At 60.5% G+C, this 24,253-nt stretch carries 20 protein-coding genes and 1 tRNA gene; 14 read left to right on the top strand and 7 right to left on the bottom strand.

The window, feature by feature from the left end:
• Position 1: 1 nt before the first annotated feature.
• Entirely contained in the window at positions 2-361 is a 360-nt protein-coding gene (locus tag PLAV_RS10185) for a hypothetical protein (protein WP_012110929.1), read from the bottom strand.
• Between the two features lie 158 nt (positions 362-519).
• Between PLAV_RS10185 and PLAV_RS10180 the strand changes: the two genes are divergently transcribed.
• Genes PLAV_RS10180 through PLAV_RS10170 form a run of 3 tightly spaced genes read left to right on the top strand, consistent with a single transcriptional unit; the run spans position 520 to position 2,784 of the window.
• Positions 520-933: a Zn-ribbon domain-containing OB-fold protein gene (locus PLAV_RS10180; RefSeq protein WP_012110928.1), complete on the top strand. Its 414-nt coding sequence runs from the start codon at positions 520-522 to the stop codon at positions 931-933.
• Positions 934-937: 4 nt separating this feature from the next.
• On the top strand, positions 938-2,080 hold the full coding sequence (locus PLAV_RS10175; protein ID WP_012110927.1) for a thiolase C-terminal domain-containing protein: 1,143 nt from the start codon (positions 938-940) through the stop codon (positions 2,078-2,080).
• Between the two features lie 17 nt (positions 2,081-2,097).
• On the top strand, positions 2,098-2,784 hold the full coding sequence (locus PLAV_RS10170) for a VOC family protein (protein ID WP_012110926.1): 687 nt from the start codon (positions 2,098-2,100) through the stop codon (positions 2,782-2,784).
• 40 nt (positions 2,785-2,824) lie between these two features.
• On the opposite strand, the gene PLAV_RS10165 is transcribed toward PLAV_RS10170, so the two are convergent.
• A complete protein-coding gene (locus PLAV_RS10165; RefSeq protein ID WP_012110925.1) occupies positions 2,825-4,210 on the bottom strand; it encodes a DUF1329 domain-containing protein in 1,386 nt (461 codons plus the stop codon).
• A gap of 142 nt (positions 4,211-4,352) precedes the next feature.
• Between PLAV_RS10165 and PLAV_RS10160 the strand changes: the two genes are divergently transcribed.
• The 6 genes from PLAV_RS10160 (at position 4,353) to PLAV_RS10135 (ending at position 11,555) form a co-directional block, all read left to right on the top strand.
• Complete coding sequence (locus PLAV_RS10160) at positions 4,353-6,692, top strand: efflux RND transporter permease subunit (RefSeq protein WP_041535943.1); 2,340 nt, start codon at positions 4,353-4,355, stop codon at positions 6,690-6,692.
• Positions 6,693-6,745: 53 nt separating this feature from the next.
• A complete protein-coding gene (locus tag PLAV_RS10155; protein WP_012110923.1) occupies positions 6,746-7,354 on the top strand; it encodes a glutathione S-transferase family protein in 609 nt (202 codons plus the stop codon).
• Between the two features lie 19 nt (positions 7,355-7,373).
• Positions 7,374-8,210 (top strand): TauD/TfdA dioxygenase family protein, encoded by an 837-nt coding sequence (locus tag PLAV_RS10150; RefSeq protein WP_012110922.1) that lies wholly within the window; start codon positions 7,374-7,376, stop codon positions 8,208-8,210.
• A gap of 78 nt (positions 8,211-8,288) precedes the next feature.
• Positions 8,289-9,347, top strand: coding sequence for a radical SAM/SPASM domain-containing protein (locus PLAV_RS10145; protein ID WP_012110920.1), 1,059 nt, complete (start codon positions 8,289-8,291; stop codon positions 9,345-9,347).
• Between the two features lie 74 nt (positions 9,348-9,421).
• Positions 9,422-10,255 (top strand): outer membrane lipoprotein-sorting protein, encoded by an 834-nt coding sequence (locus tag PLAV_RS10140; RefSeq protein WP_012110919.1) that lies wholly within the window; start codon positions 9,422-9,424, stop codon positions 10,253-10,255.
• A gap of 184 nt (positions 10,256-10,439) precedes the next feature.
• Positions 10,440-11,555, top strand: coding sequence for a hypothetical protein (locus PLAV_RS10135; protein ID WP_049767760.1), 1,116 nt, complete (start codon positions 10,440-10,442; stop codon positions 11,553-11,555).
• Positions 11,556-11,567: 12 nt separating this feature from the next.
• Here the strand turns inward: PLAV_RS10135 and PLAV_RS10130 are convergent, their stop codons facing one another.
• The 4 genes from PLAV_RS10130 to cpdR form a co-directional block, all read right to left on the bottom strand.
• The gene (locus PLAV_RS10130; protein WP_012110916.1) at positions 11,568-14,642 is read right to left on the bottom strand and encodes an efflux RND transporter permease subunit; all 3,075 of its coding nucleotides are present in this window, start codon (positions 14,640-14,642) and stop codon (positions 11,568-11,570) included.
• 23 nt (positions 14,643-14,665) lie between these two features.
• Positions 14,666-15,793, bottom strand: coding sequence for an efflux RND transporter periplasmic adaptor subunit (locus PLAV_RS10125; protein ID WP_168713190.1), 1,128 nt, complete (start codon positions 15,791-15,793; stop codon positions 14,666-14,668).
• 190 nt (positions 15,794-15,983) lie between these two features.
• A tRNA-Val gene (locus PLAV_RS10120) sits at positions 15,984-16,058 on the bottom strand.
• 119 nt (positions 16,059-16,177) lie between these two features.
• Positions 16,178-16,540, bottom strand: coding sequence for a cell cycle two-component system response regulator CpdR (gene cpdR / locus PLAV_RS10115; RefSeq protein ID WP_012110912.1), 363 nt, complete (start codon positions 16,538-16,540; stop codon positions 16,178-16,180).
• A 346-nt stretch (positions 16,541-16,886) separates the two neighbouring features.
• Here cpdR and PLAV_RS10110 point away from each other — a divergent pair, with 346 nt between their 5' ends.
• From PLAV_RS10110 to PLAV_RS10100, 3 genes are all read left to right on the top strand, one after another.
• Positions 16,887-17,801 carry an N-formylglutamate amidohydrolase gene (locus PLAV_RS10110; protein ID WP_143710200.1) on the top strand — a complete coding sequence of 305 codons (915 nt, stop codon included), beginning with the start codon at positions 16,887-16,889 and terminating at the stop codon, positions 17,799-17,801.
• 384 nt (positions 17,802-18,185) lie between these two features.
• Entirely contained in the window at positions 18,186-19,118 is a 933-nt protein-coding gene (locus tag PLAV_RS18945; protein ID WP_012110909.1) for a transglycosylase SLT domain-containing protein, read from the top strand.
• 24 nt (positions 19,119-19,142) lie between these two features.
• Positions 19,143-20,735: an FMN-binding glutamate synthase family protein gene (locus PLAV_RS10100; protein WP_012110908.1), complete on the top strand. Its 1,593-nt coding sequence runs from the start codon at positions 19,143-19,145 to the stop codon at positions 20,733-20,735.
• Here PLAV_RS10100 and PLAV_RS10095 read toward each other — a convergent pair.
• On the bottom strand, positions 20,732-21,613 hold the full coding sequence (locus PLAV_RS10095; protein ID WP_049767758.1) for a diacylglycerol/lipid kinase family protein: 882 nt from the start codon (positions 21,611-21,613) through the stop codon (positions 20,732-20,734). The two genes, PLAV_RS10100 and PLAV_RS10095, sit on opposite strands and share 4 nt — an antisense overlap.
• Positions 21,614-21,968: 355 nt before the next feature.
• Here PLAV_RS10095 and PLAV_RS10090 point away from each other — a divergent pair, with 355 nt between their 5' ends.
• Together PLAV_RS10090 and PLAV_RS10085 are read left to right on the top strand one after the other, a co-directional pair.
• The gene (locus tag PLAV_RS10090) at positions 21,969-22,937 is read left to right on the top strand and encodes a UDP-2,3-diacylglucosamine diphosphatase (RefSeq protein ID WP_012110904.1); all 969 of its coding nucleotides are present in this window, start codon (positions 21,969-21,971) and stop codon (positions 22,935-22,937) included.
• A gap of 1 nt (position 22,938) precedes the next feature.
• On the top strand, positions 22,939-24,135 hold the full coding sequence (locus PLAV_RS10085; protein WP_143710199.1) for a glycosyltransferase family 4 protein: 1,197 nt from the start codon (positions 22,939-22,941) through the stop codon (positions 24,133-24,135).
• The last annotated feature ends 118 nt before the right edge of the window (positions 24,136-24,253 follow it).

The raw sequence follows: 24,253 nt of genomic DNA, 5'->3' as shown, positions 1-24,253 counted from the left end.
CTCAGAAGCGCGGGTGGCCGAGAGGATGCACGGGCCGCGCGCGGTCGCCCGTCATTGCAGCCTGACCGGCGGGGAGCGACGGATTGAAGTAGAAGCCGTTGGACACGAAGACCAAGGTCCTCGTCGCGCCGACGCCGCCCGTGAAGCCCGCCGTATCGACGGAGCCGGTCAGATCGTCGGCATCTTCCGGTGTCTCATCGCCCGCCCAGGGATCGATCCAGCTTATATTGTCCGCATGTGGCTCGGCGCCCGCGAGTTCATCCGGCGCCCAGGGATCGACCGAGCGCAACTCGCCGGCGGAGGCCGGAGCTGAAAAACCCGCCGTCACGAGGCTCACCAGAATGAAAAGACGCAGGTTCATAATCTTCTCGCGCTTGACGTTTCATTTTGAAACATAAGCACGCGGAGGCTCGAAATCAACGCTGCAGAACCGCAGAATTCCGCCAGCTTGCCAAAGCCCGCCGCCCGGCTATCCTCCCCGCCAACGATATAAAGGCAATGATAAACAGGGAGACCCCGATGGCGGAATATAATCGCCCGCTGCCCTTGCCCACGCCCGAAACCCGGCATTTCTGGGAAGGCTGCAGGCAAGGCGAACTGAAACTGCAGCGCTGCAAATCGTGCAAGGAAAGCTACTTTCCTCCCCGCCCCTTCTGCCCCGCCTGCGGCTCGCGCGATGTGGAAGTCTACAAGGCGAGCGGCAAGGCGACACTTTACAGCTACGTCATCAACCATCGCCCGAGGCCCGATTTCGGTGAAGAACCGCATTCGATTGCGGTGGTCGAACTCGCCGAGGGCCCGCGCATGATGACCAACATCGTGGACTGCCCGCAGACGCCGGAAGCGCTGCAACTCGACATGGCGCTCGAAGTCACCTTCGAGCAGGCCAACGAGGAAATCAGCCTGCCGAAGTTCAAGCCGGCGAAAGGGTGAAACGATGAAACAGAAATCAGTGGCCGTCGTCGGTGCCGCCGAAACGACAGAGATGGGCAAGATTCCGGATATGTCGCAATTGATGCTGCATGCGGACGCGGCATTGAACGCGATGCGGGATGCTGGACTGACGGCAAAGGACATCGATGGTGTGGCGACGGCAGGCGACAGCCCGGTCGAAATCGCCCATTACCTCGGCATCACGCCGACATGGGTGGACGGCACAAGCGTCGGTGGCTGTTCCTTCATGTTGCATGTCCGCCATGCGGCGGCCGCGATCAACGAGGGCCTGTGCAACACGGTGCTCATCACCCATGCGGAGAGCGGCCGCTCACGCGTCGGCGCGCGCAAGTTCGGCCGCGACCCGGCCAGCCAGCAGGGCCAGTTCGAAGTGCCCTACGGCATCACCAATCCGCCAACCATGTTCACCATCCCCGCGCTTCGCTACATGAAGCAATATGGCGTGACGGAAGAAGACGTGGCTCACGTTGCCGTGGTGCAGCGCGAATGGGCGGCGATGAACCCGCGTGCCTCCTTCCGCGACCCGATCACCGTCGAGGATGTGCTGAACTCGAAGATGATCGCCTGGCCGTTCCGGCTGCTGATGTGCTGCCTGGTAACGGATGGCGGCGGCGCGCTGATCCTGACAAGCGCGGAACGCGCAAAGGATTTTCCGCAAAAGCCCGTCTACATTCTCGGCACGGGTGAAAGCTGCGAAACACCGATGATCAGCCAGATGGAAGACTTCACGACATCGAAAGCCTTTCGCGTCTCCGGCAAGAAGGCATTCGAGGAAGCGGGCATCAAACACAGCGATGTCGATCATCTGATGATCTACGATGCCTTCGCTCATCTCCCCATCTACGGGCTCGAAGACCTGGGCTTCTGCGAGCGGGGCGAAGGTGCGGCCTTCATCCGCGAAGGCAATACGAGGCCGGGCGGCAAACTGCCGCTCAACACAAATGGCGGCGGTCTCTCCTACATGCATTCAGGCATGTACGGCATGTATGCGCTTCAGGAGAGCGTGCGCCAGATGCGGGGCATTGCACCGGCACAGGTGCCGGGCGCGAAGATCTCCATCGCGCATGGCGTCGGCGGCATGTTCGCGGCATCGGGCACCATCGTCTTTTCGAACGAAGCACCCTGAACAAAGGAGAGGCCGGCATGGACCTCGCGAAACCGCGCATCGATGTCGGCCTCTTCACCACCAATCTCGAACCGATGCTCGACTTCTGGCAGAACGAAATCGGCCTGCCCTTCGACCATCCTCTGCCGCTTGGCGGCGGCCTGCAGCAGCATCGCCATGACCTTCTGGGATCGGTGCTGAAAATCAACCACGCGCGCAACGCGCTGCCCGACGCATCGCCTTCCGGCTACCGGGAATTGCTGATCGCGCGCGAAGGGTTGCTCGGGCCCAAACGGCTGACCGACCCTGACGGCAATCTCGTGACGCTGGTGCCGTCCGGCACCCACGGTATCGAGCGGATCGGCATTCGTCTCGGCGTCCGCGATGCCGCCGCGCATCGCCGCTTCTATGCGGTCGCCCTCGGCCTGCCCGACGTGCCGGAGCGGGGCGGCGACAGCTTTATATGCGGTGACAGCGTGATCCTGTTCGACGAGACGCCGGATGCAAGTGGCGATGCGATCTTCGAAGGCCCCGGCTTTCGCTATATCACCATCCAGATAAGAAACGTGGACGAGGAACATGCCGCCATTCTCGCCCACGGCGGCAAGGAAGGCCGCGCGCCGCAAACGCTCGGCAAGGTGGCGCGCATCTCTTTCGTCCGCGACCCCGACGGCAACTGGATCGAGATGTCCCAGCGCGCCTCGCTTGTAGGCGCGCTGGACTAAGTCTCAAGGACGCGCGCAACTAAGCACGCTGAATTGGGCCTCAGCGCCGGTTGAGGCGCCGCCGCAACTCATCGGAGACAAAGTTTCCGTCCTGAAGATGGGCTGCATCGAAGTTGATGCCGGCCTCCTCATTCTTGAGATTCTGAATCACGTAGCGGCCTTCGGTAAGATCGTAGACCACATCCGACGAGTTAAAACATGTCGGCACGTCATGATACTGAATGATGTGCGCTTCCTGCACGCGCCAGAGGCCGCCACGAGCGTCGTAAAGCTCGCCCGCCACCATGTTATATCCATCTTCATCGAAATAGGCGGTGCGCCGGCTGTAGACGTGGCGCTGTGTGGGCTTCAGCGAAGCTTCGACAGCCCACACCCGATGTTTTTCGTAACGCACGAGATCCTGATTGATGTGCCCTGAGTGGACGATGTCGTCATATTTGTATTCCGGCGAGCTCAGCTTGTAGGAATTATAGGCGACATAACGCTCTTCCACGCCCGTCACCATCCAATTGAAGCGGTCGAGAGGACCGCTGAAGACGTCGAAACTGTCTGCGGTCGACAAGGCATCCGAATAAATCTGCGGCGTGTCATAGGCTGCCGCGCTTGTCCGCTGTACGCGCGGCGAGGCGAGCCCGCCGCTGCTCGTGTATTGCCATGAACGGCGCTCATTTCGGGCCGGATCGACAACTTCGTGCACCAGAAGCAGCTGACCGGCGCGGCGCGCCGGCGCAAGCGTCTCCTGAATATATCGGAACGAGGTATTTTTGAGCTGGTCAAAGCTGGAGATGTAAGGCGAAGAATAATCGAAAATCAGGTCGTCCTGCACCTTGACCGACGTATACGAGCCGCTGCGCGTTGGCGCCGCCGACACGAAAGCACGGGAGACCTTGTAGCCGCGGTAACGGAGATTGTGATTCCAGACGATTTCATAGGCGTTGAATGGAATTGGGAACGGCGTACCGTGCAGCACGTTGGATAGGCTGTCGCCATCGCCGCCCAGCGACCCCTCTTCGGCATTCTTCCGAATGGCGGAATAGACTTCATCCGGGAATGCGCATGTCCGGCGGGATTGATAGACATTGAGCTTGTAGTCCGGGTAGGCGGCGAGCATCGCGGCCTGGCCCGGCGTGAGCATCGCCGCATGCTCGGAGATATTGTCTTTGGTGATCGTGAACAGTATCGGATCGTCTGCGAACGGATCTGGATAGTGGCCATTAGCGCTTCTTGGCGCATTGGCAGGCGAGGTCGAGAGCCCGCCGCTCCATGCAGGAATGGACCCATCCGCATTTCCCGCCTTTTCCGCACCCATGGGCGTCAGATCATTGCCGAGACGCGCGGCCTGCTGCGAGGGAACGCCGGCAACGGCGCTCCCGAGAAGCGACACCGACACAGCAGCCGATGCCCAGATACACTTTGACAAACGCATGGATCATCCCCCCAAATGATAAGTCTCTTTTACTAATCTTGGATCAAAAGCCGGAGAGCCGCCACCTATTTGAGAAAAGCTTTCGGTGGACCCAGGAATGAGGGGGTATTCGCTCCGGGGAAGCGGTACGGGGGGGAATTTCGTGAACGCGGTAGAGTTCGTCGTCTTCAAGGCGAGAGCGCCCATTCTCGTGGCGCTAGCGCTGTTTACCTTGGCAATGGGCTATTACGCCGTGCAATTGCGCATGGAGGCCGGCTTCCTGAAGCAGGTGCCCACGACGCATGAATACGTTCAGACCTTTCTTGAATATGAAAACCAGGTGCCGGGCGCCAATCTCGTCCTGGTCTCGGTAAAGGCGCGGGAAGGAACGATCTGGACAGCCGCTTTCATGAAGCGGCTCCATGACGTGGCCGAAGAGGTAGCTTTTCTCCCCGGCGTGCGGCGGACCACTGTGCGCTCTCTCTGGGCGACCACCACCCGTGTGACGGAGAATACCGAGGAAGGCATCAACGCTTATCCGGTCGTCCCGCACGGCGTCACCATTCAAACAATCACCGAGGCCGATGTCGAGATCATCCGGGACCGGGCGCTGAACGGCAAGCACAAGGGATTTCTCGTTTCCAACGATCACCGCGCCGCCCTCGTCATGGCCGAACTGCAAGAAGTCGACCCCCTCACGGGTGAAAGGCTTGACTATCTCGTTCTAGCCGATGCCCTGGAAACGAAAATCCGGAAACAATACGAAGACACCGATATCGAGATTCAGATAGTCGGCTTCGCAAAATTCATCGGCGATATTGCGGATGGCGCCGGTGACGTCTTCCTCTTCTTTGTCCTCGCCTTCGTGCTGACCACGCTTGCCGTCTTCATCTATTCGCGGTCGCCCCAACTTACGTTTCTCGCTGTTTTCTGTTCGCTCGTCTCGGTCGTCTGGCAGTTCGGTCTTCTGCATCTCATGGACCGGAATCTCGATCCTCTCGCCGTGCTGGTGCCATTTCTCGTCTATGCGATCGGTGTGAGTCATGGCGTACAACAGATCAACCTGATCGGAACGGAACTGAGCGAAGGGAAAACCGCGGATGAAGCGGCAAGGGCAACCTTCCGTCGTCTGCTCATCCCCGGTTCTCTCGCTCTCATTACCGATCTCGTGGGCTTCGGGACGCTTTATCTCATTCCCATCGAAGTCATTCAGGACCTCGCAGTGATGGCCGCACTCGGTGTGGCGCTGAAGATCGTGACCAATCTCGTCATGTTGCCTCTTGTCGCCTCTTACATACCGGTGCGCGAAGACTACGCCGCGACATTCGCGAGACTGCGCCACACGCGGGAGGAAGCCATGGCGAAGGTCGGTGCGGTTGCGCGCCCTGTCCCCGCCGCCATTGCGCTTGTCGTCTTCGTGGTACTGCTCGGTGCCGCCGTCCATGAAACGCGCAACCGGCATACCGGCGATCTGACCGCCGGCTTTTCGGAACTCTGGCCATCATCGCGCTACAATCGCGATATCGCGGAAATCGTCGAGCGCTTTTCCATCTCGGCCGACGCTCTGATCGTCGTCGTGGAAACACCCCCGGATGCCTGCATCCATTACGAGACAATGCGTCTGATCGACAGATTTTCATGGGCAATGAGAAACGTGTCCGGAGTGAATTCCGTTCAGTCTCTGCCAACCGCCGCACGGGAAACTTCTGCTATTTGGCGCGAAGGCAATCTGCGTTGGATCGCGTTGCCCCGAACCGAAACCGAACTGATCCAGACGACATCGCTTTATGAACCTTCCAGCGGACTGCTGAACGAAGCCTGCACGATCCTGCCCGTCATCATATATCTCGACGATCACAAGGCGGAAACGATCGAAACACTGATTGCAGCCATCAAGCATTTCAGGTCGACCGACCCCGAAGCCATCGCCCGCGACGACGTGAACTTTCGCCTCGCCATGGGCGGGGTCGGCGTGATGGCCGCCACCAATGATGTGATCGAGGCGAACGAGCTGCCGATGCTCGCTTGGGTCTATGCGGTGATCGTGCTTCTCGTCTATCTCGCATATCGGGATTGGCGCGCCATTATCTGTTGCTGCATGCCGCTCCTGATGGCGACATTTCTCGGTTACTGGGTGATGACGGCGCTCAATATCGGTCTCAAGGTTTCAACGCTGCCGGTGCTGGTGCTCGCGACGGGCATCGGCGTGGATTATGCCTTCTACATCTACAGCCGGTTGCAGGTCTTCCTTGATGAAGGCAAATCGATGGCTGTTGCCTATGGTCTTGCCTTGCAACAGATCGGTGTCGCCGTGATCTTTACCGGCCTCACACTCGCTATCGGCGTTTCGACCTGGGCCTTTTCCGGACTGAAACTGCAGGCGGATATGGGAATTCTGCTGTCCTTCATGTTCCTCGCGAACATGGTGGCGGCAATCATCTTCCTGCCCGCGTTTGCGGTAACGCTTGACCGCCTCTTTCCGCGCCGCCTTCCGATCCGCTAGACTGCGCGAACTGAAGATGAAAAGGCCCCGAAGAGGCGCCGCAGGGAGAGATTATGCTCAAGATTTACCACGCAAAGAACACGCGCTCCGTTCGCATCGTCTGGCTGTGTGAGGAGCTGGGCATCCCATATGAACTGAAGACACTCAATTTTGCGCCCGCCGATCTTCAATCGGAGGCCTATCTCGCGATCCACCCTCTCGGAAAAGTTCCTGCCGTGGACGAGGACGGGCTGATCCTCAATGAATCAGGCGCGATTACCCAATATCTTCTCGCAAAACACGGCAATGGCCGGCTCGAACCGAAACACGGCACGCCCGAACACGCCCAATTCCTGCACTGGTTTCATTTCGCCGAGGCAACCTTCATGGGTCCGCTCGGCAACATCGCCCAGCACGCCTTCATCCGTCCGGAAGCAGACCGCATTCCGCAGATAGCTCTCGAAGGCCAGCAGAACGCAAAGAAGATGCTCGACGTGCTGGAAAAGGAACTGTCGGACAAGCCTTATGTTTGCGGCGCGGAGTTTTCGGCCGCCGACATCATGCTTGGATATGACCTTCTGCTCTGCAAGCTCTTCGGGCTGCTCACGCCAGACCATCCGAAGGTCAGCGCCTATTTCGCACGCCTGAGCGAACGCCCGGCCTTTCAAAAGGCAACCGCCTGACCGAAGGAAGGAACGCCACATGACAATCCAGGTGAAGCCGATTTCCGGCGCTCTCGGCGCTGAAATCGAAGGCGTGGACCTGTCCAAGGACCTCTCCAACGAGACTTTCGACGATATCCATCAGGCATTTCTCGACCATGTCGTGATTTTCTTTCGCGACCAGCAACTCAGTCATGAACAGCACAAGGCTTTCGGCCGGCGCTTCGGCACGCTGAACATCCATCCTTACGTGAAGGGAATGGAGGGGCACCCGGAAATCATGCAGATCGTGAAGGAGCCGGAGGATCGCTTGAATTTCGGCGGCGGCTGGCATTCCGACATGTCGTTTCTCGAAGAGCCGGCTCTCGGCTCGATCCTTTATGCGAAGGAAGTCCCTCCCTATGGCGGCGACACGCTATGGGCGAACCAGTATCTCGCTTATGAAACACTGTCGGACGGCATGAAGGCGACGCTCGACGGTCTGAAGGCCGTACATACGGCAAAGGGCGAATACAGCGAGCGGGGCGCTTCCGCCCAGGCACGAAAATCCATGGATGTCGCAACTGCCGGTGACGACACACCCTCCTATGAGCACCCTGTGGTGCGCACGCATCCGGAAACCGGCCGCAAGGCGCTTTATGTGAACCCCGCCTTTACCGAAAAATTCGTCGGCTGGACGAGGCGCGAGAGCCGGCCGCTTCTGAATTTCCTGTTCGAGCACTGCACGCAGGAGCCTCTCACGTGCCGCTTCCGCTGGACAGCGAACGCCCTCGCCTTCTGGGACAACCGCGCCGCGCAGCACTTCGCACTGAACGATTATCACGGCCATCGCCGTCATATGGAACGAGTGACCGTAAACGGCGACCGGCCTTTCTAGGCCGGAATCGCGCAGTTGTGATGCAGCAAGGCACCTCCCGAACCGCTATGCTCCACTTAACGGAACGGAGCCGGCTGCATGGAATCCCTCTATTACGTCCTTACCTATGCGTGCCATCGCAAGTGCAGGCATTGCTACGACACGCGCTTCCGGCCCTATGTCCGCGATGAATTGAAAGCTGTCGTCGGCGAAGGCACCGCCAACTTCAAACGTATCATCGCGAACCTTCCCGACAGAATGACCTATCTCGACCCGGCACATCCAAATCCGGACGGTACGCCGTCGGAGCGGGTCGGCCGCCTGATCATGGCGGGCGGCGAGCTGTTGCTCGATCCTGTTCGCGAGACGCTCTTCTATCCCGCCCTCGAAGCCGCGCGAGAAAAATATGGCTCCCGGGGCGTCCGGCTCAGCATGCAGACGACCGGAGATATCGTGACCCCGCGGATGCTGGATGAACTGCGGGAGCGCGGAATCTGGATGATCGCCATCGCGAGCCTCGACGATTACCACGTCGGCATGGAAGGCGATAAGCGGATTATATTCGTGGAAAAACTGACAAGCATGCTTGAAGCGGCCGGCTTCAACGCGGTGCCCGATCCCGCCAGCGGGCGCGACCATCTCACAGAGGACGGCCCGTTTTATGTTTTCTTTGGCGCACAGCCCGGAAAGTGGATCGCTGAACTCTGGCCACGCGGCCGTGCCTGGGAGGACGGTCTCTCGAGCGCCGACATGAAAACCAATTTCTGTGCGCGCTGGTCCGGTGGAAAAAATTTCCTCAATCATGGCTGGGCGGGCGCGGAGGTTTCGATCGAGCCGAACGGCGATGTCTTTCCCTGCTGCCTGAAAACGAAACTCCCGATAGGCAACCTGACTGAAGAACGCCTGGTCGACATCCTCGACAGCCTGAAGGGGCATCCTGTGTTCGAGGCACTCAATGCAGGAGAGCCATGGCGCATGGGCGAGAGTCTGGGATGGAGCAGCGAGGCTTTCCATGCGGCCGCTCACACCACAACGCCGCAAGGGAAGCCTTATGCCAATCTCTGCATTGGCTGCGACCGCTTCCACGAGGAAAGGCTCGGCCCGGTCATAGCCGCGATAAGGGAAAAGCGCCGCGCCCTAATACAGACGGCGGATTGAAAGCAAGATTTTCCCTTGGAACCTCCGACCCGGGCAGGCATCATCGCCATGAATCGGAACGGACGGGGGAAAACGTGGCCGGATCATCGAAACTTGCACAAAAACTCATGTTTGTCGTTGCCGCGCTGGTACTGATGCACGGCTCGCCTGTCATGGCCGAAACCGCCTTGCCGCCGGAAAGCGACCCTGCGGCGCGCGGCCTCGCCGTCGTCGAGGAAATGGATGGCCGGGACCGTGGCTGGGGCGACGCGCGCGCGAAGCTGAAAATGATCCTGACCAACTCGGCGGGAGACACGAGCGAGCGTGAACTTCGCCTGATGATGCTGGAGGTGACGACGGCCAATGAAGGCGACTTGAGCCTGATGATTTTCGACAAGCCGCGCGACATCGAGGGGACGGCATTGCTGACCCATGCGCATGTGAATGCGCCGGACGATCAATGGCTATACCTTCCTGCCGTGAAGCGCGTGAAGCGTATTTCCTCCGCCAATAAGGCAGGCCCCTTTGTCGGCAGCGAATTCGCCTTCGAAGACCTCGCGGCCCAGGAGGTTGGAAAGTTCACTTACAAATGGCTTCGCGATGAAGCCTGCGGCGCCCTCACCTGCCATGTCGTCGAGCGGGTGCCCGCCTATGAAGGTTCCGGCTACACGCGCCAGATCGTATGGATCGATACCACCGACTACCTTCTGCGCAAGACGGACTATTACGACAGAAAGGAAAGCCTGCTCAAGACGCTCGAGTTTGGCGAATACAAGAGCTATCTCAACGGTATCTGGCGTCCGCAAACGCTCGAAATGGCGAACCATGAAACCGGCAAGAAAACAAAACTCGTCTGGGAAAGCTACGAGTTCAAGACAGGGTTAACGGGAAATGATTTCTCCACGGCAAGCCTCGAAAGAGCCCGCTAATCGCCGAGGGCGTTCGCGGACGGTTAAGGCTGTTTGCGTAAGATAGTTGCTTCGGTTGCGTTACGAGGTTGGGTCGGTGGCGGGCGCAGGTTCAGAATCAGGGCGAAGAATCCCGTACTTATTCGTTGCAGCGGCCCTCGCTCTGCCGGGCGCCGTCAATGCGGGTGAGTTCGAGCTGCGCGGCATGATTGAGCCCGAAGCGCGCATCTTTACGCAAACAGCATCCAGCCCGAGACAAAAAGACACGACACTGGCGATAGCGGCCGAAGCGACCGCAAAATATTTCTGGGACAATGCCGATCAGTCCTTCGTCTTCACGCCCTTCGCGCGCCTCGATCAGCATGATAACCGCCGAACCCATTGGGACATTCGCGAAGCGCGCTATGCCCTCTATTCGGGTAAATGGGAGCTCCGCGTCGGTTTCGACAAGGTCTTTTGGGGCGTCACCGAAGCCGTTCACCTTGTTGATGTGGTGAACCAGACCGATCTGCTCGAGGACCCGGTCAAACAGGAAGTGAAGCTCGGGCAGCCCATGCTACGGCTACGGACGGCTCAGGAGTTCGGAACCTTCGATGTTTTCCTTCTTCCCTACTTCCGGGAGCGCACCTTTCCCGGAGCGGATGGCAGACCGGCAACGGACATTCCCGTCGATACGAACCTGACGACCTACGAGAGCAGCGCCGAAGAATGGCATACCGACTTCGCCGGCCGCTACAGCAACACATTGGGCCCATTCGACATTGGCCTCGGCTATTTCCAGGGAACGGCTCGCGATCCAATTCTGCAGCCGGCATTCGATGGCGCCGGTAATCTCGTTCTGGCGCCCTTCTATCCCCAGATGAAGCAGGCATCGCTGGATCTGCAGGCGACCATCGGCGCATGGCTTTACAAGTTCGAAGGGTTCGGGCGGCGTGAGCTTGGCGACAACTATGCCGCCGCAACAGGCGGCATCGAATATACATTTTATGGTGCCTTCGGCAGCGATGGCGACCTCGGCACGGTGGTGGAATACAGCTATGACAGCCGGGGCATGAACCAGCGCAACCCCTACCAGAATGACGCATTTCTCGCGCTGCGCTGGAGTGCCAACGATACGGCGTCGACGAGCATGCTTGGCGGCATTGCAGTCGATACGGAGACCGGCGCGCTGGGGTTTCGCCTGCGCGGCGAACGGCGGCTCGCGGAAGACTACCGGCTCTCCATCGAGGCTTATGTTTTCGGTAACGTACCCACGCGTGACCCCGTCTACCACATCGCCGACGACGATTATGTGCAGATCCGTATCGCTCGCTTCTTCTGAGCTGCCTTATACCTACTCGGCCGGCGCCGGAGAAACGCGCGCCGCCTTTGCGGCAATGCGCCGCTCGCGCGCTCCGGCGATCAGAAGATAGACGGTCGGCACTACGAAGAGTGTCAGCAGTGTGCCGAAACTGATCCCGCCCACGATCACGAGGCCGATCGAACGGCGGCTTTCCGCGCCCGCTCCGTCAGCAAGCGCCAGCGGCAAGGCGCCAAGCACCATCGCGCCCGTGGTCATCAGAATGGGCCTCAATCTCAGTCCTGCCGCTTCCACTACAGCGTCGTAAACGGAGCGGCCCTTCTCGCGCAGCTGGTTCGAGAACTCGACAATCAGAATGCCATGCTTGCTGATGAGACCGACAAGGGTAATGAGCCCAACCTGACTGTAGATATTAAGCGTCGTGTTGGTCAGGAACAGCAGCAACAACGCACCTGCAATCGAGAGCGGAACGCTGACGAGAATAATCAGCGGGTCGACGAAACTTTCGAACTGCGCCGCAAGCACGAGATAGATGAACAGCAACGCCAGCACGAACGTGACCGCGATAGCGCCGGATGACTTCACGAATTCACGAAGCTGGCCATCGACATCCGTCTGCGCGTTGGATGGCAAAATCCGCGCCGCCGTATCTTCAAGGAACGAGAGAGCCTGCCCCATGGAATAGCCCGGCGCGAGATTTGCCGAAATCGTTGCAGCGCGAAGCTGATTGAAACGGTTGAGCGAATTGGGTGCAACGCTTTCGCTCACCGTCAAAAGATTGGAGAGCTGCACCATTTCTCCCTTGCCGCCCCGGACGTAGATATTGCTGATGTCGGTCGGCGTGCGCCGCTCATCTTCGGCAACCTGAACAATCACGTCGTATTGCTGCCCGCCTTGCTCATAGCGTGTGATCTGCCGGCTACCGAGCAGGGTTTCCAGCGTGCGGCCGACCGTCGACACGTCGATCCCCGCATCTACCACCTTGCTTCTGTTCACCTCGATATCAAGCTGAGGCTTCTGCAGCTTCAGGTTTGAGTCCGGATTGACGAAACCCGGATTGTTCCGGATTTCATTCATCATCAGCTCGACATAATGGTCGAGTTCTTCATAGGTACCGGATGCCTGAATGACATATTCAACGGGCTGCGAACGGCCGCTCTGGCCGAGAGAGGGCGGGTTGACGCCGAAGGCCAGAATACCGGGAATACGCGCGAGTTTGGGCTGAATCTCGTCGACAATTTCCTGCTGCGTGCGCGACCGCTCACTCCAGTGCGCGAGGCGAGAAAAGGAAACAAGATCGGTAATCTGGGGGAAACCGGAAACGACCAGATAGCCGGCAACCTCCGGAATATCGACATAGATGCTTTCGATCTGCTTCGCATAGCGCGCGGAGAACTCAAGCGTTGCCCCCTGCGGCGCCTGACCGACGACAAGCAGTGTGCCCCGGTCTTCGATGGGCGCGAGCTCCTGCTGCAGTAGAAAGAACAATCCGACGCACGACAAAGCAATGATTGCAGCGACCCCGACAACGACGCGGGTCATGGACAGGGCACGTTCGAGTGAACGCTTGTAGGCGCCATCGATGCGGTCGAGCTGCCGGCCGAGCCAGCGCTGCACTCTGCCCTCGCTCGTCTCGTGCCTTAGAAGCTTCGAACAAAGCATCGGTGTCAGAGTGAGAGCCACAAAGCCGGAAACGATCACCGTGCCGGCAAGGGTCAATGCAAACTCGAGAAAGAGCTTGCCGGTTCGGCCTTCCGCGAAACCGACGGGTGCGTACACAGCGGCAAGGGTCAGCGTCATGGCGATGACGGCAAACGTAATCTCTTTAGAACCGGTGATGGCCGCCTGAAACGGCGTCATCCCTTCTTCGATATGCCGGTAGATATTTTCCAGCATCACAATGGCGTCATCGACCACAAGGCCGATAGCAAGCACCATCGCCAGCAGCGTCAGCGTGTTGATGCTGAATCCGAGCATCAACATGATCGCAAAGCTGGTAATGAGCGAAATCGGAATCGTGACCACGGGAATGAAAGACGCACGCAGCGTTCGCAGGAAGACGAAAATGACGAGCACCACAAGGACGATCGCTTCACCGATCGTCTCGTAAACGGACTTGATCGATTCCGCGATAAAGATCGACGTATCGTAGCCGACGGCTGATGACATTCCGACCGGCAGCGTCGGCGCCAGATCGTCGAGCGCGCGCCGTACACCGGCAGCCACTTCAAGCGGATTTGCCGTCGCCTGCTTTACGACACCAAGCGAAATTGAGGTCTCGCCATTATAGGTCGCCGAGCGCCGGATGTCGGCCGCCGCCACCTCGACGCGCGCGACTTGCGCAAGCCGGACCTGAAACCCGTCAGCCTCTTTGACGACAATATTTTCGAACTGTTCCGGCGTCTGCAGCGCCGTTTTCGCAAGCACCGTGAACTCGCGGTCCAGGCTTTCGATACGGCCCGAAGGAATTTCGGCATTCTGCGCCCGGATCGCATTCTCGACGTCCTGAACCGTGAGGTTGTAGGCCGCCAGGCGCAGGCGATCTATCCAGATGCGCATGGAATATTCGCGGCCGCCGAAAATGCTTACCTGCGCGACGCCGGGCTGGTTCTGCAGACGGTCCGTCACGATACGGTCGAGATAGTCGGTAATTTCCAAAGCCGACATTCGATCGCTCTTGAAGGCGATATACATGATCGGCTGCGCGTCGGCCTCGACCTTCGCAATGATTGGCTCCTCGACGTCGTCAGGCAGTAAACCGCGCGCACGGCCAACACGGTCGCGTACGTCGCTCGCGGCCACATCCGGGTCCGTTTCCAGCGTAAAGCGCGCTGTCACCTGGCTCTCTTCGGGACGGCTGGCGGATGAGAGAACTTCGATGCCCTCGATACCCGCCATGGAGTCTTCAAGCGGTTGCGTCACTTCGCGCTCGACCACGGACGCGCTGGCACCGCGATAGACGGTCGTCACCGTCACGACAGGCTCGTCGATCGCCGGATACTCGCGTACGGAGAGTCGATCGTAGGAGACCAGCCCCAGAAGCATGAGGATAAGGCTGACCACGGTCGCGAAGACCGGGCGGCGGATAAAAAGCTCCGAAATATTCATGACGCCCGCTTTCCCCTTCGCGCTTACTCGCCCCGGGGGGCATTGGCCGCGCCGGGATCGCCGGCGGGCGAAACACCCGTCTCCGTCGCGGGCGTCGGTTCGACGGGCGCTCCATCTCTCACCTTGAGCTGACCGGCGACGATAACCACCTCGCCAGCCTCCAGCCCGGAGAGGATTTCAACACTGCCCGGAAGCCTTTCACCGATGGTGACTTCTTTCATTTGCGCGTGGCTGTCTACGACCACGAACACTGCCTTTGCTCCGGTCGGTGACGCGACGATTGCGGCCTCCGGCAGTACGATCGAGGTCCTTGTTTCCGTCACGATCTCGACGCGGCCGAAGATACCGGGTCGCAGAGCTCCCTCCTCATTGGGCAACACCGCACGCGCGCTCAATGCACGACCTTCGGTGCTGACAACAGGGTCGACGGCGCTGATGACACCTCTATAAGCGTTGCCCGGCAGCGCATCGAACAGAACCCGCACGTCCTGCCCCTTGCGAACATGCGTGAGGAACACCTCGGACACGCTGAAGTCGATCCTCAGATTGTCCACGTCGGCGAGCGTCGCAATAGGCTCTCCCGCGGTCAGATACTGCCCGAGGCTCACCTGCCGTAAACCGATGATGCCCGGAAACGGCGCCGTGATCGTCGCCTTGTCGAGAGCCGTTTTGGCGGCCGCGACTTCTGCTTCCGCCGATTTGAAATCATTGAGCGCTTCATCGCGGGCTCGCGCCGTGCCCGACCCCTGTTTGACCAGCTGCTCGGCACGCTGATAGTTCGCACGAGTGAGGGTGAGACGGGCCTCCGCCTGCATCAACCGCGCCTTCAGATCCTCATCATTTATGGTGATGACGAGATCGCCCGTATCCATCCGCTGACCGTCGACGAAATCGATGCTGGTAACGATGCCGTTTATCTCGGGTCTGATCGTGATCGCCTGATCGGCCTGAAGCGTCCCGAGAGCAGAGACCTTCACCTGAACCGGCTGCTGCGGAGCCTCCACGACCTCGACCACCGGCGGCGGGAAGGCCTGCTGCCCCTGCTGCCCGGAAAGGCGTGCATAGACCAGGTAGATAAAACCAAGCACCACAAGCGCGGCCAATGCACCAATGATCAGTGTACGCGGAGGAAGCTCTCTCAAAGACTGCATGAATGTCGCTCTCGGGGCTTTGTTCCACCTGTGGTGGCGGCCCATTATAATTCACGTGAGACAGGGCGGGGTGCTGCCGACACCGGCGCAAGACACTGGAAATAGGTCATTTGCACCGGCAGGAAAATGGCAATTTGCCAGCATATCCGCACAATTTGGCGAATGCCGTTGCGGCGGTCCGGAGTGGCAATGGTGGGCGTGACAGGGATTGAACCTGTGACCCCTTCGATGTCAACGAAGTGCTCTCCCGCTGAGCTACACGCCCATTGCCATTCGGGAGTGCGAGGCGCGGTCACGCCCCACCGGCATCAACATGCCGAAGGCCGTTCGTATATCTAGGAAAAACCGCAAAGACAAGCCGGAAACGGCGGTAATGGAGCAGCCTCAGGCAGCCGCCATCAGCCGGTCGACCTCGGCCACCAGATCGCGCAGGTGGAAAGGCTTCGACAGCACCTTCGCATCGCGGGGCGCCGCCACTTCCGGGTTTAGCGCCACCGCCGCAAAACCCGTGATGAACATGATCTTGAGGGTAGGGTCGAGTTCGGCCGCCAGCCGGGCCAATTCGATGCCATCCATCTCCGGCATGACGATATCTGTGAGCAGAATGTCGAAAATATCCTGTTTCAGACGGCCATGGGCCTCATCGCCCTTGCCGAAGGAAACGACCTCATGGCCGGCGTTTTCCAGCGCCTTGGACAGAAAACGGCGCATGGATTCATCATCTTCAGCAAGGAGAATACGTGCCATCGGCCCAGCCCAGTCGTTTTTCGTGTGGTCCACCCGTCCGGAAGCGCCCCGCGGAAGGGGAATCGCCACCTTGGCCCCGAGAGTAAGACTTGATGGGTAAACAGGATATGAAGCGATCGCAGGCGGGTGTGAGCACGCCTCCTCTTTTTCGAGGATCAGCGCAGGAGCCGGCACCACCCCGCACCCTTTTCGGCCAGCTTTTCCCGCTCACTGGTCGCTCCGGGCGAGCAGGCCGTGTATGCTCGACACATTGCGCCCCCGAGGCCGTGGATCACGAAACAGGCAGTCGGCGAACCAGAAGATGGATCTTGGTCCGGAAACAGCGGCAAGCGATTCGAACGCCGAAATGGCGCCTTTCGGAGGCGATGATGGCACGCTGTTCGAGCGCCCCATCCTGGTCGAAAGGCCGGAAACGCAACTGGTTCCCTTCGTTTTCAGCTCTCCCCACAGTGGCCGGTACTATCCGGAAGCCTTCGTAGCGGGATCAAACCTCGATCCAGTGACCTTGCGCCGTTCCGAGGACTGCTTCGTCGAGGAGCTTTTCGGCGGCGTGGTGCAACTGGGGGCGCCATTGCTCCAGGCCCGCTTCCCGCGCGCCTATCTCGATGCGAACCGCGAGCCCTATGAGCTCGATCCGACAATGTTTGCCGAGCCGCTGCCGCCTCACGTCAACACGCGCTCGCTGCGCGTCGCAGGCGGCCTTGGCACCATCGCGCGGGTGGTCGCCGATTCGGCCGAAATTTACCGCGCCCCCCTCGCCTATGCGGAGGCGGAACAGCGCATCAGGCATCTCTATATGCCGTTTCATGAAGCGCTCCGCGAGCTGCTGGAGGAAACGCTGACGGCATTCGGATGCGCGGTCCTGATTGATTGCCACTCCATGCCGTCCGTCGGCGGGCCTGCCGACGACGACAATGGCTTCGACCGCCCCGATATCGTGCTCGGGGATCGCTATGGCACCTCCTGCTCCGGCGCTTTGACAGCCGAGGCGGAACGCATCCTCAAGGACCTCGGCTACAGCGTCGCGCGCAATAACCCTTATGCCGGCGGCTTCAACACCGAACATTACGGACGCCCCTCTAGGGGCCTCCATGCCTTGCAGATCGAGATCAATCGCGCGCTCTACATGGACGAAGCCCGCCTCGAACGGACTGACGGTTTTGTGCAGGTGCGGGATGATATGGCGGCCTTCGCAGCCGAACTTGCCCGGCATGACCCATCCGCTCTCGCCGGCGCCGGCGTGCGTGGGGCGGCCTTCTGAGCGTTGCTACCCCCAGCCTTTCCGCCGGTTTTCGCTTTGGACAAAAAAAGGGGCCCTGGCGAACCAGGGCCCAAGTTTAGGGAGGAAACGCCCAGGAAGGGCTGCGGCACCAGGAGAAAGTCTCAACCAATGCCGCGATGCACAAGATGACATTGCGCTGCACACAAATCAAGTGAGAAATGATCGCGGTGCAGCAAAAAGATTCCTGCCCAACTTATTGGCAAACCGTACCTTTTTTGCCCCCGATCGGGGCATCCTATGCACGAATGTGCAGCGCAACATCACCCCTTTCCCGCCGGAAAAAGGTTTCTTAACGCCTGCGAGCCATGATGACGCCTGAAACAGCCGCGGGCTCCTGCCATGCGGCGAGGCGGGACGGGATCAATGGCTTCTCATCGGACATCGCGGGATTTCAACCTGCGCACAGGATTCTGCGGATTTCTGGCAGTGCTGATTGCAGCGACTGCCAGCCCGCATGCCGCGTTCAGCCGCGAGAGCGACGGCGCCGTGCACGATCCTGTGAATGCCTGCGAGGACGCGGCCATCCACCACGAACAGGCGAACGGCCTCCCCCGCGCATTGCTGGCGGCGGTAGCGCTTGCCGAGTCCGGCCGCTACAGCCCGACGACGCGCAAGGCACGCGCCTGGCCCTGGACCATCAACGCAGAGGGGCGCCCTTACTATTTCAAGACGAAGCAGGAAGCCATTGCGACGACGCAACGCCTCCTCGACAGCGGCATGCGCTCCATCGACATCGGCTGCATGCAGGTCAACCTTCGCTACCATCCCGACGCCTTCATCAGCCTCGAAGACGGCTTCGACCCGATGACGAACGTAGCCTATGGCGCGGAGTTTCTGATGCGCCTGCATGAGCGGGCTGGCTCATGGGAGAAAGCTGTCGCCCACTACCATTCGCAGACGGCCTCACGCGGCGGACGCTATTTCGCACGTGTCATCCGGATTTGGGAAAACGAACGCACGCGTGTCGCACAGCGCAGCTATGCTGCGGCGCCGCCGAAGATCGACGTCTCCGACTTCCTGAAGCCGGCGGTCGGACCGGGGGTGAGCGTGCTCGCAATGAACGAAGCCGCAGAGCCGACAGCCATCTCCTATCGCCCGGCACCGAAAGTTCTCGACGCGGCGCCGGAACAGAATGTGCGTGAGACGGCGAGCGCCGCAGTCGGCTTGCGCCTCTCGATTGCCGATCAAGATGTGGCCGAGGCCGCGAGCACAACCGAAAGGCGGGAGCCGCGCGTACTCGACCCGATGCCTGCCGGACCGACACGCGTCGCGGACGTTTCGATACCGGGCGCTTAAACAACGACTAAGCCGGGGGGCACCATGGTCGATAGTTTCAGCACCGCGCTTCGCAATCTCGCCGACGCCTTCAATCGTTCGGCGATCTGGCAGATCGTGGACATTCTCTCCGCACTTTTCATTCTGAGCATCGGTTGTCTGCTGCTGTCGGTCGTCGTCATCTTCATCATCGACCGTACACAGACGCAGCATGCAGTGCGGCGCAATTATCCGGTCATCGGACGCTTCCGCTATCTCTTCGAAACGCTGGGCGAATATTTTCGCCAGTATTTCTTTGCGATGGACCGCGAGGAACTTCCTTTTAACCGCGCGCAGCGCGCCTGGGTCTATCGCGCTGCGAAGGGCGTCGACACGACGGTTGCCTTCGGCTCGACGCGCGACCTCAGGCCGGCAGGCACAGTTACCTTCGCCAACTGCCCCTTTCCGACGCTCGATCAGAATGCCGCCGACACGGCCATTGTCGAAATCGGCCCCTATGCGCGCACGCCCTACCGGACGGCATCGCTCTACAATATTTCAGGCATGAGCTATGGCGCGATTTCAAAGCCCGCGGTGCTTGCCCTTTCCAACGGCGCGCGTATGGCCGGCGTCTGGATGAACACGGGCGAAGGCGGCCTCTCGCCCTTCCATCTCGAAGGCGGCGCCGACATCGTCTTTCAGATCGGCACCGCAAAATATGGCTGCCGCGACGACGAGGGATTGCTCTCCGACGAAAAGCTGAAAGCCCTTGCGGCACATGAACAAATCCGCATGTTCGAAATCAAGTTGAGCCAGGGCGCGAAACCCGGCAAGGGCGGCATCCTTCCCGGATCGAAAGTGACGCCGGAAATCGCCGCCATTCGGGGCATCGTCGTGGGACAGGATTCCATCAGTCCCAATCGCCATCCGGAAGTGAACAGCATTCCTGAACTGCTCGACCTCGTCTCCCATGTGCGCGACGTGACAGGAAAGCCGACCGGTTTCAAGCTGGTGCTTGGCGGCTATGAATGGCTGGACGAACTATGCGACGAGATCAACAGCCGCGGCATCGAGAACGCGCCTGACTTCATCACCCTCGACAGCGCCGATGGCGGCACGGGCGCAGCACCCATGGCGCTGATCGATTATGTCGGTCTGCCGATCTGGGAAAGCCTGCCGATGCTGTGCGATGCGCTGGAACGCCACAAGCTGAAGACGCGCATCCGCGTCAATGCGAGCGGCAAGCTCATCACGCCGGCCGAAGTCGCATGGGCGCTCTGCGTCGGTGCGGATTTCGTGTGTTCGGCGCGCGGCTACATGTTTTCGCTGGGCTGCATTCAGGCACTTCAATGCAACAAGAATACCTGCCCGACCGGCATCACCACGCATAACAAGAGCCTGCAGCGCGGGCTCGACGTGACGGACAAGGCGGAGCGCGTGCGCCGCTATGCCGAACGCGTGACGCATGAAGTCTGCGTGATTGCGCATTCCTGCGGCGTCAACGAACCGCGCAAACTGCGGCGCGAACATGCGCGCATCATGGGATCGGATGGTGTGTCGGTATCGCTTGCCGAATATTATCGCCGCTGGATACAGCCGGAAAGACGCCCGTCGCAGAACGGCCTTGGCCGCCCGCAATTCGACGCGGATGCCGCCTAGCCGGGAATGACGAGACGGAGAAACTGCGTGCCCTGCTCTATCGTCTGCGGCAGGAAGCCGCTGTCGTCGCCGTCAACTTCCACAGCGAGACCGTGCGGTGCGGTGACATCGATCCGCCGCGCCGGCAATACTTCCACGCTGCTCAGCCGCGCCGCAATGCCGAACCCTAGCGCGGCGAGATAAAGTGCGAAGGCGAAACGCGACTTTCCCTTGAAGAGAAAGAGAGTAAGCCCCGGCTGCGTTATGTCCGCATCCGGCGCAAGCACGAAGGGCCCCGCATAGTGGCGGCCATTGGTGACGACGACCCATGCGGCGCGCTTCTCTCGTCCGTCGACTGTGAGCAGAATGTCGCGGCCCGGGCCGCGCACCCATGCCTTGAGCCCGGACCAGATGAAGGCGCCCTTGCCCCACATGCGTTTCAGGCGCGGATCGATTGCGTGAACGACTTCGCCGTCAAAGCCGATGCCGACCATCATCAGGAATATCTTTCCCTGCACGAGGCCCGTGCCCATCAGCTCCGCGGGCCCGCCAAGCAGCATCGAGGCTACTTCCTCCGCCTGCGGACGGAGACCGATCTCGATGGCAAGCACATTTGCCGTGCCGAGCGGAAGAATGCCGAGCGGTACGCCTTGTCCAAGCAGGCCGCGCGCAACTTCATTGATGGTTCCGTCGCCGCCCGCCGCTACGATCACATCCGGCTTGCCCGATTGTGCCGCTGCTCGGGCGAGCTCCGTGGCGTGACCGGCCGCTGTCGTCAGCTCGATCGTGACATCGGCACCGGCCGCGCGAAGACGTCCGATGACAGCATCCAGCAGGTGTCTTTTGCGCCTGCCGGCGGTCGGATTGAGGATGATATGGATGAACCGGCGCAGCGCCAAAACGGGGCTCCAGAGGCCAACTGTCACGTAACTGTCACAAAACCGTTATGCGTTGCGACAAGGGATGAAATTCGATGCCGGAGGATTAGCCAGAAAAACTTGTCCCCGGTCAACCGGCCCTCTGAACCGGGGATAACCGGGCGCGATGCCGGAGGGATGTGGGGATAAAGCGGCTCGCCCGCCACCCGCCGGGCACTGTCACATAAACGTCATCGAACTGTCACAAGACCTTGTCAAAGGGCGCGCATAGTCCGGTCATCGAAAGACGGATCGGCTGGCCCGGAGGTACGGCAAGGCGCTCCGCAGACGGATGAATTGACCGGCGCATGAGGCGCAAAAACGATCGACGAGGAATATGACCCTGTTCGATACGACGATGTTCGATAGGCCGCGGCAGGCGAGCGAAACGGCGCCACCTCAATCCGCGAAGAAAGCCCGCAAGGAAGCAGCCCGTGCAAGGGCGAGGCGCGGCGGGCTCGACGAAAGATTGCTGGGGCCGCGCCCCAGGCACCGCAAACAGCACAGAACGCTTTTTCTCTCCGACATTCACCTGGGCACCCCCGGCTGCAAGGCCGAGCTGCTGCTCGACTTTCTCCGCCACAACGACGCCGACACCATCTACCTCGTCGGCGACATCATCGACGGCTGGCGCATCAAGCGGTCCTGGTACTGGAACGCGGCGCATAATGCGGTGGTGCAGGAACTGCTGCGCAAGTCGCGCAAGGGCGCGACCATCATCTATGTGCCCGGCAACCACGACGAGGCGTTGCGCGACTATACCGGCCTCAATTTCGGCGGCGTCGACGTCGTCGGCGAGGCGATCCACGAAACGGCGGACGGGCGGCAATTCCTCGTCATTCACGGCGACCAGTTCGACAGCGTGGTGAAATACGCGAAATGGCTCGCCCATCTCGGCGACCGCGCCTATGGCATGGCGCTCGCGCTCAACAACTGGCTGCACGAAATCCGCCGCTTCTTCGGCCTCTCCTACTGGTCGCTCTCGGCTTACCTGAAGAACCGGGTGAAGAACGCGGTCGAATATATATCGAGCTACGAACACGCCGTTGCCCGCTCGGCCCGCGAACGCGGCGTCGACGGCGTGATCTGCGGACACATCCACCACGCGGAAATCCGCGACTTCGACGGCGTGCTCTACTGCAATGACGGCGACTGGGTGGAAAGCTGCACCGCGCTCAGCGAAGACGAAACGGGCGCCCTCTCGCTCATCACCTGGCAGACCTTCTCCTGGGACACCGAACTCGCGAATGGCGAGACGGAACCGGCGGATGAAGACGACGCCCTGCTCGTACCCACGGCTGCCTGATATGCATGACACATCAGTAACGGCTCTCTCCCCTGCCCCGAGCAGGCGGCGGCGCGTCGCGCGCCTGCTCGGCCGGTTGCGTGGGAAGCCCTTGCCGCGCGATGTCGGCCGCTTCTGCGAGACGCTTCGCATCGTGATCGTGTCGGATGCGGCGCCGCCGCAGGTGAACGGCGTGGTGCGGACGCTGCAGCAACTGACGGCGCATCTGAAGGGCATGGGCCATGAAGTGACCTTCATCACGCCCGACATGTTCACGACCGTGCCGATGCCGACCTATCCGGAAATAAGGCTGGCGCTTTTTCCGGGCCGCAAGATCGCGCGCATGATCCGCGAGGCGAACCCCAACGCCATCCATATCGCGACCGAAGGGCCGCTGGGACTTGCCGCGCGCCGCTTCTGCGTCCGCAAGGGCATCCCCTTCTCGACCTCGTTCCATACGCGCTTCGCCGAATATCTGAATGCGCGGACCGGCATTCCGCTTTCATGGGGCTATGAATTCCTGCGCCGCTTCCACAGGAAATCCTCGGCGCTGATGGTGGCAACGCCTTCCTTGCAGAAGGAACTGAGGGAACGGGGATTCGGCGAGCCCGTGATCTGGTCGCGCGGCGTCGATACCGATCTCTACAGGCCCCGCCCGGACCTGATGGACGCGCATCCGAAGGGCCTCGCGCGGCCGGTCTGGCTCAATGTCGGGCGCGTCGCGGTGGAAAAGAATATCGAAGCCTTCCTCGAACTCGACCTTCCCGGCACGAAGATGATCGTCGGCGAGGGACCGAGGCTCGAATATCTGAAGAAACGCTTCCCGCAGGCGCATTTCACGGGGCCGCTTTTCGGCGCCGAACTCGCGGAAGCCTATGCGGCGGCGGATGTCTTCGTGTTTCCGAGCCGGACCGACACGTTCGGCCTCGTGCTGATCGAGGCGATGGCGGCGGGAACGCCGGTAGCGGGCTACCCCGTGCAGGGACCTGGCGACGTGCTCGCCTTTACACCGGATGGCATGAAAGCCGGCGCGCTGGACGAAGATTTGAAGACTGCCTGCATGGCCGCCTTGCGCCTCAACCGCGACGACGCGCGGGCCTATGCGATGAACTTCGCCTGGGAAGCCTGCGCCAAACAATTCATCGTCAACCTCGCGCTGGAGGAGATGTCGGCGGAGGAAACGGTGGAAGAGCGGGCGGCGATCGAGGTGGTGGGGTAGGTTTTCAGTTTGTCCCCTCCGCGTCATTGCGAGGAGCGGAGCGACGAAGCAATCCAGGGGCGGCAGGCGCAGTGCTTGCGGCCCCTGGATTGCTTCGCTTCGCTCGCAATGACGGGGT

Origin of the sequence: Parvibaculum lavamentivorans DS-1, from assembly GCF_000017565.1 — a bacterium.
Taxonomy (GTDB): Bacteria; Pseudomonadota; Alphaproteobacteria; order Parvibaculales; family Parvibaculaceae; genus Parvibaculum; species Parvibaculum lavamentivorans.
The sequence above is the reverse complement of the archived record's forward strand: the minus strand, read 5'-3'. Positions and strand labels throughout refer to the sequence as shown.

Excerpts from the sequence above, each read along its gene's own strand:
- PLAV_RS10150 (WP_012110922.1), top strand. The coding sequence starts at position 7,374 with ATGACAATCCAGGTGAAGCCGATTTCCGGCGCTCTCGGCGCTGAAATC.
- PLAV_RS10180 (WP_012110928.1), top strand. The coding sequence starts at position 520 with ATGGCGGAATATAATCGCCCGCTGCCCTTGCCCACGCCCGAAACCCGG.
- PLAV_RS10110 (WP_143710200.1), top strand. The coding sequence starts at position 16,887 with ATGGCGCCTTTCGGAGGCGATGATGGCACGCTGTTCGAGCGCCCCATC.
- PLAV_RS10170 (WP_012110926.1), top strand. The coding sequence starts at position 2,098 with ATGGACCTCGCGAAACCGCGCATCGATGTCGGCCTCTTCACCACCAAT.
- PLAV_RS10175 (WP_012110927.1), top strand. The coding sequence starts at position 938 with ATGAAACAGAAATCAGTGGCCGTCGTCGGTGCCGCCGAAACGACAGAG.
- cpdR (WP_012110912.1), bottom strand. The coding sequence starts at position 16,540 with ATGGCACGTATTCTCCTTGCTGAAGATGATGAATCCATGCGCCGTTTT.
- PLAV_RS10090 (WP_012110904.1), top strand. The coding sequence starts at position 21,969 with ATGACCCTGTTCGATACGACGATGTTCGATAGGCCGCGGCAGGCGAGC.
- PLAV_RS10165 (WP_012110925.1), bottom strand. The coding sequence starts at position 4,210 with ATGCGTTTGTCAAAGTGTATCTGGGCATCGGCTGCTGTGTCGGTGTCG.
- PLAV_RS10100 (WP_012110908.1), top strand. The coding sequence starts at position 19,143 with ATGGTCGATAGTTTCAGCACCGCGCTTCGCAATCTCGCCGACGCCTTC.
- PLAV_RS10130 (WP_012110916.1), bottom strand. The coding sequence starts at position 14,642 with ATGAATATTTCGGAGCTTTTTATCCGCCGCCCGGTCTTCGCGACCGTG.
- PLAV_RS10125 (WP_168713190.1), bottom strand. The coding sequence starts at position 15,793 with ATGCAGTCTTTGAGAGAGCTTCCTCCGCGTACACTGATCATTGGTGCA.
- PLAV_RS10145 (WP_012110920.1), top strand. The coding sequence starts at position 8,289 with ATGGAATCCCTCTATTACGTCCTTACCTATGCGTGCCATCGCAAGTGC.
- PLAV_RS18945 (WP_012110909.1), top strand. The coding sequence starts at position 18,186 with ATGGCTTCTCATCGGACATCGCGGGATTTCAACCTGCGCACAGGATTC.
- PLAV_RS10135 (WP_049767760.1), top strand. The coding sequence starts at position 10,440 with ATGATTGAGCCCGAAGCGCGCATCTTTACGCAAACAGCATCCAGCCCG.
- PLAV_RS10185 (WP_012110929.1), bottom strand. The coding sequence starts at position 361 with ATGAACCTGCGTCTTTTCATTCTGGTGAGCCTCGTGACGGCGGGTTTT.
- PLAV_RS10155 (WP_012110923.1), top strand. The coding sequence starts at position 6,746 with ATGCTCAAGATTTACCACGCAAAGAACACGCGCTCCGTTCGCATCGTC.
- PLAV_RS10085 (WP_143710199.1), top strand. The coding sequence starts at position 22,939 with ATGCATGACACATCAGTAACGGCTCTCTCCCCTGCCCCGAGCAGGCGG.